We start from the raw sequence: 7,087 nt of genomic DNA on the forward strand, positions 1-7,087 counted from the left end.
ATCTGTCAAGATGACTCTGCATTTTGCTATATTCACAAGGCTTTCCCGCTTCTATTCATACAGCCTGTTTGATTTTACCTGCTCGATATCTATAATAAATACGGCATATCGGCGCCCGTTATTTCCTTTTTTAGATTCAAAATGGTGCTTAGTCATCACCTTCCCCAACTGTATTTTTGATCCGATGGAATACTGATAACCGGTACGCTCACGTATTAGTTCCGCAATCTCACTGACAGTCAGATAATAAACCTTCTCGAAACGTTCCGGCTTGCGGATATGCGTAAGAACCATTTCTTCTTCCGGTGAATGAAAGATGAAAGCCTCGTTATTCTCTTCAAGCCGTTCATTGTCCGCTTGCGTGAACCAGTATTGATATCCCGGCTTATTCAGCAGATATTTGATCTGAGCATAGAGCTGCGCATAATTGATGGTAATAAATTGGATGGAATAAGGATGAAAACAAAGGAAACGCCGGTTGCCTGTCGTGTCGTGAAGCACTTCCTGATAATTGCAGGTTCCTGCAAAAGAGGCCGTATGAGGGAAGTTTTGCGAACGGCGTGCATAAGGCAGACGGAAACTGATCACTTTGCGCGTTACCAAATCTTTGAATGCATTCAGTTCCCGACCGCTCATCCCTTCAAACTCGTCGAGATTGATCAGCATGGCCTGCGTTATTTTGGCTAAATCATCTTTATTGTTCGAATTGATTAGTCCGGTAGAGAGATAAGCACGCAGTTCGGGAGGCAGGAGATTATTGATAAAGGTAGTCTTTCCTATGTTCTGTATCTCGCTGCATAGCAGAAGTACCGTGTGATTGACAATATTCTCTTGAGTAGCCGCTGCGCACATCGCCACCAGATAACGTTCCAGGCATTCCGCCCAAAACTCCTGATGACTCGTCTGGACACTATCCGCCAGGATACGGATATAGTCGGTTCCGTCCCATTCGGGCAGTAATTCAAAATACTCGCGAATGGGATGATACGACTGGCTGAAATCGGAGTAAATCAGATTTTCGATTGTTTTGACAGTGCAGGCATATCCCAGTTCGTTGATTTCTATCCAGATACTGTTTTCCATCATCTCATCCAAGATGCGGAAAGGCTCCGGTTTCTCGGTGTCGGGATGCCTTCTGCGATATTCCATGATATGCAGCACTTCGTTGTAGCGTGTTTCGTAGTGCTCGCTGATATATTGCTCTATCCGTAATATTCGTTTCTGCGTGCCATTTAGCTTACAGGTATTAAATTCGTCGGTATGAGCGTAGGCGCTATTGATCAAAGAGGCTGTCTCGTCCGCCGGAAAGTCTGTAAACTGGCTTTTGATAAAGGCGGATGCTTCCTCCTGCGGAATGCCGTAGCGATTGAAGGTACATGAGAGATGGTGCAGATAATTGTTCCGGTTGCCCACTATGTATTTTTCGGACTTGTTGTGATAGTAGGTTAAAGTCAGCACCAGAGAAGCGTTGGCGGAATGGGCGTTGAGCGCTGTGTCTTCATTCGTCGGGGGGCCGTCCGGAGGAGTCTGTTGTTTACTGCCGGAGAGATTTTTACGATTTGAAACCTTGTAGGATGCCTGAGGTTGATCTACAAGAAAAGCGTCAGCGTTCGGATTGAAATAAATCTCCGGATCGTAAGAGAACAGACAAGTGCGTGCCACATCCTGACCGGAGGTGTCGATTTCTATCTGACAGAGTTCGGTGTAAAAAGAAACGAGTCTGGTGTAAGCTGCATGATGGAAGTCTTCTATTTCCTGAAGGGTTTCGGGCAATGTCTCATCCGGATGGCATGCGCGTACTATGATTTTCACGCCCATCCCTTTGGGGCTGATAAAGGCGATGCGGGTGTAATCGCATCTCTTGATGATAGGGAGGATGCGTGCCAATTCTTCTTTGCTGAGGTGGTCGATGTCTATCACGATGTGTCCCAGATATTTGACGAGGTTCACTTTGGTACGCCTTCCTCGGTAGCTGGCGGAGAAGGCGATTGCCGGCAATTCTTTTTTCTTCTCATTGGCAGCCTTTTCTCCTTGCTCTGCAAAGATGCGGCGTATTTCTTCGACTTTTTCCCGGTAGGTAAAACTGCCGATAGTGGACACTATTTCTTCTTCGGTCATCTCTGCTATTGCGTAGTAGAAACCTTGAAATATGGTGAAATGTTTCATTTTTATTTTGATTATTGTTTGTCGATGCAAAGGAACTTCTTTGCGGAAATGTGTAAAGGAACTTTGTATAAAATGGCAATAAGTTACTACGGTTCGCCCAAAAAGTGTATGATAGTTGCCACTTGTTTCGGCGAAAGGAGACGGTTGCGTGCGCGGTAGCCTTCCTGTTCGAGTTCGTGCAGGAGAGGGAGGTTGTAAATAATCCAACGACGAAGTATTTGTAAAGCAACTTTGAGGCAGACATGGGGATTGTAAAGGTGAGCCAGTTCCGCTTTGGTATAGGTGCGGATAAGGAAAGAATCTTCTTTGTAATTCATGATGTTTTCTTCTTGTTTTATGCTATAAAGTTACATAAAATTCCTTGTTATTCAAAGGTTTGACTTCGTTTTTATTCGTTGGGAATCAAGAAACTTCGTTGGGGAATATGGCTTGTCCGGCTATCCTTATCTTTGTGCTGTTAACAAGAAGGGGATGCATCCTATGTATTATAAACTTTAAAATTATTTTATTATGGCAATGACAGTATCTTATTCAGTGGTGCCGCGCAAGAATCCTGCAAAAAAGAGCGAACCGGCAAAGTATTATGCACAGGCGCAGGCGTCGGGAGAGTTGGACTTTGAAGAGTTGTGCGAAGCGATCACCAGTCGTTCTACTTGTACGGAAACGGATGTACGTGCGGCTATTTCGGGTATTCTTTACGAAGTGAAGCGTGCGTTGAAGGCAGGAAGAATTGCGAGACTGGGCGATTTGGGCAGTTTGCAGATAGGACTCAACAGTGAAGGTGCGGCATCGGTCAAGGAATTTTCCGGTTCAATGATTAAGGGGGCGCATCTTATTTTCCGCCCCGGTAAGACGCTGGCGGAGTTGATGAAGATTCTGAGTTATCAGCAAGTGCAGACTCGTGCGGTGGCGCAGGCGGGTGCAGGCGATGGCGGGGGAGAAGACCCTGACAAGAATCCGGATTCCGGTGGTGATGGCTCCGGTGATGAAGAGGCTCCGGACCCTACGGTATAATTGGCAGACGGGTCAAGGTAATAACGAATTAGAATAACTTCCATTAATATTTTGATAAGATGAAAGAAATAGTAAGTCGGATTTTAGATGTGATCATGTATCTGATTCCTTTCTTCGGAAAGAGAAAGCGGGACAGGGTGGTGAGAGAAGTGCGCTATCATACTACTTGTAAGGAGGTGTGCAAAGTGAAAACGACGGAAAGGGAAAAGGAACATGAGAAAGATTAGTCTGATTGTGATCCATTGTTCCGCCACCCGTGTCGATTGCGACTTTACGGCAAAGGATGTGGATACGGCTCACCGTTATCGTGGCTTTTCGTGCTGGGGGTATCATTATTATATACGCAAGTCGGGCGAGATTGAGCCGATGCGGGATGAAGATACGGTCGGAGCTCATGCACGTGGCTATAATGCGATCAGCTTAGGTGTATGTTATGAGGGCGGTCTGGATGAGAATGGAAAAGCTGCGGATACGCGTACACCCCGTCAGAAGGAGGCGCTACATCGCTTGGTACACGAATTGTTGCAGCGTTATCCGGAAGCTAAAGTAGTAGGGCATCGGGATTTAAGTCCCGACACCAACTATAATGGGATCGTAGATCCTTGGGAACGGATTAAAGAATGCCCTTGCTTTGAGGTCATTGGAGAATTCTCCATTAATTAACTACCACCGTAGTGAAATACTCTTTGAATACCTCCGCAGCTTTTTCAAGCTGTTCGGGGGTATTTTCTTTTACCCCTTTCATCTTGTATTCCTGTCCCATCGCTTCGTACTTATGTACGCCCAGTGTATGGTAAGGCAGTATTTCCACCCGTTGGATCATCTTGTATTTTCCGAGTGCTTCTCCCAGTGCGCGTATGTCTTCTTCAAAATCGCTGTATCCGGGCACTAGCACGTAGCGTAGCCAGAAAGGTTTCTCCTGTTCTTCCAGCCAGGCGGCCGTGCGGATGGTTTGCTCGTTGCTTCTTCCGGTGAGCGTCTGATGGCGGTTGGGGTTGAATTCCTTTATATCCAATAACACAAGATCGGTCAGTCTGAATAATTCTTCTACGTCTTCGTTCCAAAGTCCTCCGTTGCTGTCCAGACAGACATGGATGCCTTTTTCTTTCAGTTCGCGGACCAGCGGGACGAGTGTTTTCGCCTGAAACGTCGGTTCGCCTCCGGAGAAAGTGATTCCTCCTCGTTTCCCGAAGAAGGGGCGCTGGCTCATTGCCATGCGGACGATTTCTTCCGGTGGGGTAGGCGTGCCTCCCTTTCCTGCTATCGTATCCGGATTGGCGCAATAGAGGCAGCGGAAGTTGCATCCTTGAAGAAAAACGACGAGCCGTAAGCCCGGCCCGTCGAATGTTCCCATACTTTCGTATGAATGTACGTTTATCATCATATAGAGTAATAGATTACATACGTTCGTGGAAGCTACGGCTGATAACTTCCAGTTGGTGTTCGCGGCTCAGCTTCACGAAGTTTACGGCATAGCCGGAAACGCGGATAGTCAGCTGCGGATAGTTTTCCGGATGCTCCATGGCATCGTACAGCATATCACGGTTCAGTACGTTTACGTTCAGGTGGTGAGCACCTTTGGTGAAGTAACCGTCCATCATCGTTACGAGGTTCTCGATACGGTCTTCGTCCGTAGCACCCAGTGATTTCGGAACGATAGAGAAGGTGTTGCTGATACCGTCCTGTGAGTCACGGTAACGAAGTTTCGCTACAGAGCTCAGAGAAGCGATCGCACCATTCTTGTCGCGTCCGTGCATCGGGTTGGCACCCGGAGCGAAGGCAACACCTTTGGCACGTCCGTCGGGAGTAGCACCGGTCTTTTTGCCGTACATCACATTGGAAGTGATAGTCAGCAAGGAGAGGGTAGGACGGGCATTCTTGTAAACTGGCAATTTCTTCAATTCTTCGCTGAAGAAGTATACCAGGTCTACGCCAAGGTGGTCTACCTTGTCGTTGTCGTTACCGAAGCAAGGGAATTCTCCTTCGATGTCGAAACCTTCTGTCAGGCCGATATCGTTGCGGCGGGCAGTTACTTTCGCATATTTGATGGCAGACAGTGAATCGAGGGCGATGGAAAGTCCGGCTACACCGTAAGCCAGGTTGATGCGCGGGTTCGTATCTACAAGAGCCATCTGGGCCTTCTCGTAGTAATACTTGTCGTGCATATAGTGGATGATGTTCATCGCTTCGTTATATACGCGGGCGATTTCGGTCAGCACTTTTTTGTAGTTGTCCATTACTTCTTCGAACTTCAGCGTGTCACTGGTCAGTACGGGGATGTTCTTCACCATGACTGTACCGGTATTCTCGCAACGTCCGCCGTTGATGGCAAGCAACAGGGCTTTGGCCAGGTTGCAACGGGCACCGAAGAACTGAATCTGCTTGCCTATTTCCTGGTATGATACGCAGCAGGCGATTCCGTAGTCGTCGGACTGACGTACTTCACGCATCAGGTCGTCGTTTTCGTACTGGATAGAAGAAGTGTCGATAGAAACCTTTGCACAGAATTCTTTGAATCCTTCCGGAAGTTCCGGGCTCCAGAGTACGGTCAGGTTCGGTTCCGGTGAAGGGCCGAGGTTGTACAATGTCTGCAGAAAACGGAAGGAGGTCTTTGTCACTTTGGTACGTCCGTCGTTGAGACGTCCGCCCAGAGATTCGGTTACCCAGGTCGGGTCGCCTGCAAAGATGTCGTTGTATGATTGCATACGCAGGTGGCGGACCATACGCAGTTTGATGACAAACTGGTCGATCAGCTCTTGCGCGAACGATTCGGTGATGGTTCCTTTGCTCAGTTCATATTCCAGATAGATATCGAGGAAAGAAGAAACGTTACCCAGTGACATAGCGGCACCGTCTTGTTCTTTGACGGCGGCAAGGTAAGCCATATATACCCACTGTACGGCTTCTTGTGCCGTGTAAGCGGGACGGCTCAGGTCGAGACCGTAGTATTCGCCCATCACTTTCATGTCTTTCAGTGCCTTGATCTGTTCTGCCACTTCTTCGCGCAGGCGGATGCGGGCCTCTGTCATCGGACCGGTGAGGTTGTGCAAATCTTCCTTCTTTGCTTCGATCAGACGGTCGATGCCGTAAAGAGCCATACGGCGGTAGTCACCGATGATGCGTCCGCGTGCATAATTGTCGGGAAGTCCGGTAAGGAATCCCAGCGAACGGAAGGAACGGATTTCTTCCGTATATACGTCGAATACTCCGTCGTTGTGCGTCTTGCGGTAGTGAGTGAAAATATCTTTTACGCGGTCGTCCACTTCCACGCCGTTTTCGTGACAGGCTTTGCTGACTACGTTGATACCTCCGAAAGGCTTGATGGCACGTTTCAGAAGTTCGTCTGTCTGCAGGCCGACGATCAGTTCGTTTTCCTTGTCGATATATCCGGCCTTGTGGGAAGTGATGGTTGATACGGTAACATTATCTAATGAGCGGACACCGTTGTTTTCTCTTTCTTCTGCCAGTGCTTCGAGGCAGCGGTTCCATACGGCTTTGGTACGTTCTGTAGGTCCTTCGAGGAATGAAGCATCTCCGTAATACGGAGTGATGTTATGACTTACGAAATCTCTGACGTTGATTTCGCTGCTCCAAAGACCGTCTTTAAAGATCTTGTTTAATTCCATAAAATGATAAAATTAGAGGTTGTAGTTATCCTATTCTTTAGAGCGCACAAAGTTACAATCATTTTTCATATAATCAGCATAAATATGCTCTATTTTATGCTTTTCAACATAAAATACCTATTAATTGCTATCCTTAGGAAAAGATTAGATTAAATTTTTAGTGAAAACTCTTGCAAGTTTAAAATATCTTCGTACCTTTGCACCGCTTTTAACGAAAAGCACTTCTGACAAGGAAGTTTTGGAGAGGTGGCAGAGTGGTCGATTGCGGCGGTCTTGAAAAC

7 protein-coding genes are annotated in these 7,087 nt (G+C 47.3%); 3 read left to right on the top strand and 4 right to left on the bottom strand.

Going from position 1 to position 7,087, the window contains the following annotated elements:
* Nucleotides 1-51: 51 nt before the first annotated feature.
* Both DW640_RS12520 and DW640_RS12525 read right to left on the bottom strand, forming a co-directional pair.
* Nucleotides 52-2,166 (bottom strand): BT4734/BF3469 family protein, encoded by a 2,115-nt coding sequence (locus DW640_RS12520; RefSeq protein WP_048694168.1) that lies wholly within the window; start codon nt 2,164-2,166, stop codon nt 52-54.
* A gap of 86 nt (nt 2,167-2,252) precedes the next feature.
* Nucleotides 2,253-2,483 carry a DUF4248 domain-containing protein gene (locus DW640_RS12525; RefSeq protein WP_008760437.1) on the bottom strand — a complete coding sequence of 77 codons (231 nt, stop codon included), beginning with the start codon at nt 2,481-2,483 and terminating at the stop codon, nt 2,253-2,255.
* A gap of 193 nt (nt 2,484-2,676) precedes the next feature.
* On the opposite strand from DW640_RS12525, the gene DW640_RS12530 reads away from it, so the two are divergent.
* Genes DW640_RS12530 through DW640_RS12535 form a run of 3 tightly spaced genes read left to right on the top strand, consistent with a single transcriptional unit; the run spans nt 2,677 to nt 3,843 of the window.
* Complete coding sequence (locus tag DW640_RS12530; protein ID WP_008760438.1) at nt 2,677-3,180, top strand: HU family DNA-binding protein; 504 nt, start codon at nt 2,677-2,679, stop codon at nt 3,178-3,180.
* Between the two features lie 59 nt (nt 3,181-3,239).
* Nucleotides 3,240-3,407 carry a hypothetical protein gene (locus DW640_RS23745; protein ID WP_008760439.1) on the top strand — a complete coding sequence of 56 codons (168 nt, stop codon included), beginning with the start codon at nt 3,240-3,242 and terminating at the stop codon, nt 3,405-3,407.
* Entirely contained in the window at nt 3,394-3,843 is a 450-nt protein-coding gene (locus DW640_RS12535; protein WP_008766752.1) for an N-acetylmuramoyl-L-alanine amidase, read from the top strand. The genes DW640_RS23745 and DW640_RS12535 overlap by 14 nt, the downstream gene beginning before the upstream one ends.
* On the opposite strand, the gene pflA is transcribed toward DW640_RS12535, so the two are convergent.
* Nucleotides 3,836-4,561 carry a pyruvate formate-lyase-activating protein gene (pflA, locus tag DW640_RS12540; RefSeq protein WP_055229047.1) on the bottom strand — a complete coding sequence of 242 codons (726 nt, stop codon included), beginning with the start codon at nt 4,559-4,561 and terminating at the stop codon, nt 3,836-3,838. The two genes, DW640_RS12535 and pflA, sit on opposite strands and share 8 nt — an antisense overlap.
* Nucleotides 4,562-4,577: 16 nt before the next feature.
* Nucleotides 4,578-6,806, bottom strand: coding sequence for a formate C-acetyltransferase (gene pflB, locus DW640_RS12545; protein ID WP_016268114.1), 2,229 nt, complete (start codon nt 6,804-6,806; stop codon nt 4,578-4,580).
* Nucleotides 6,807-7,087: the final 281 nt, after the last annotated feature.

It is taken from the genome of Bacteroides sp. AM23-12, from assembly GCF_003434395.1.
Taxonomy (GTDB): domain Bacteria; phylum Bacteroidota; class Bacteroidia; order Bacteroidales; family Bacteroidaceae; genus Bacteroides; species Bacteroides thetaiotaomicron.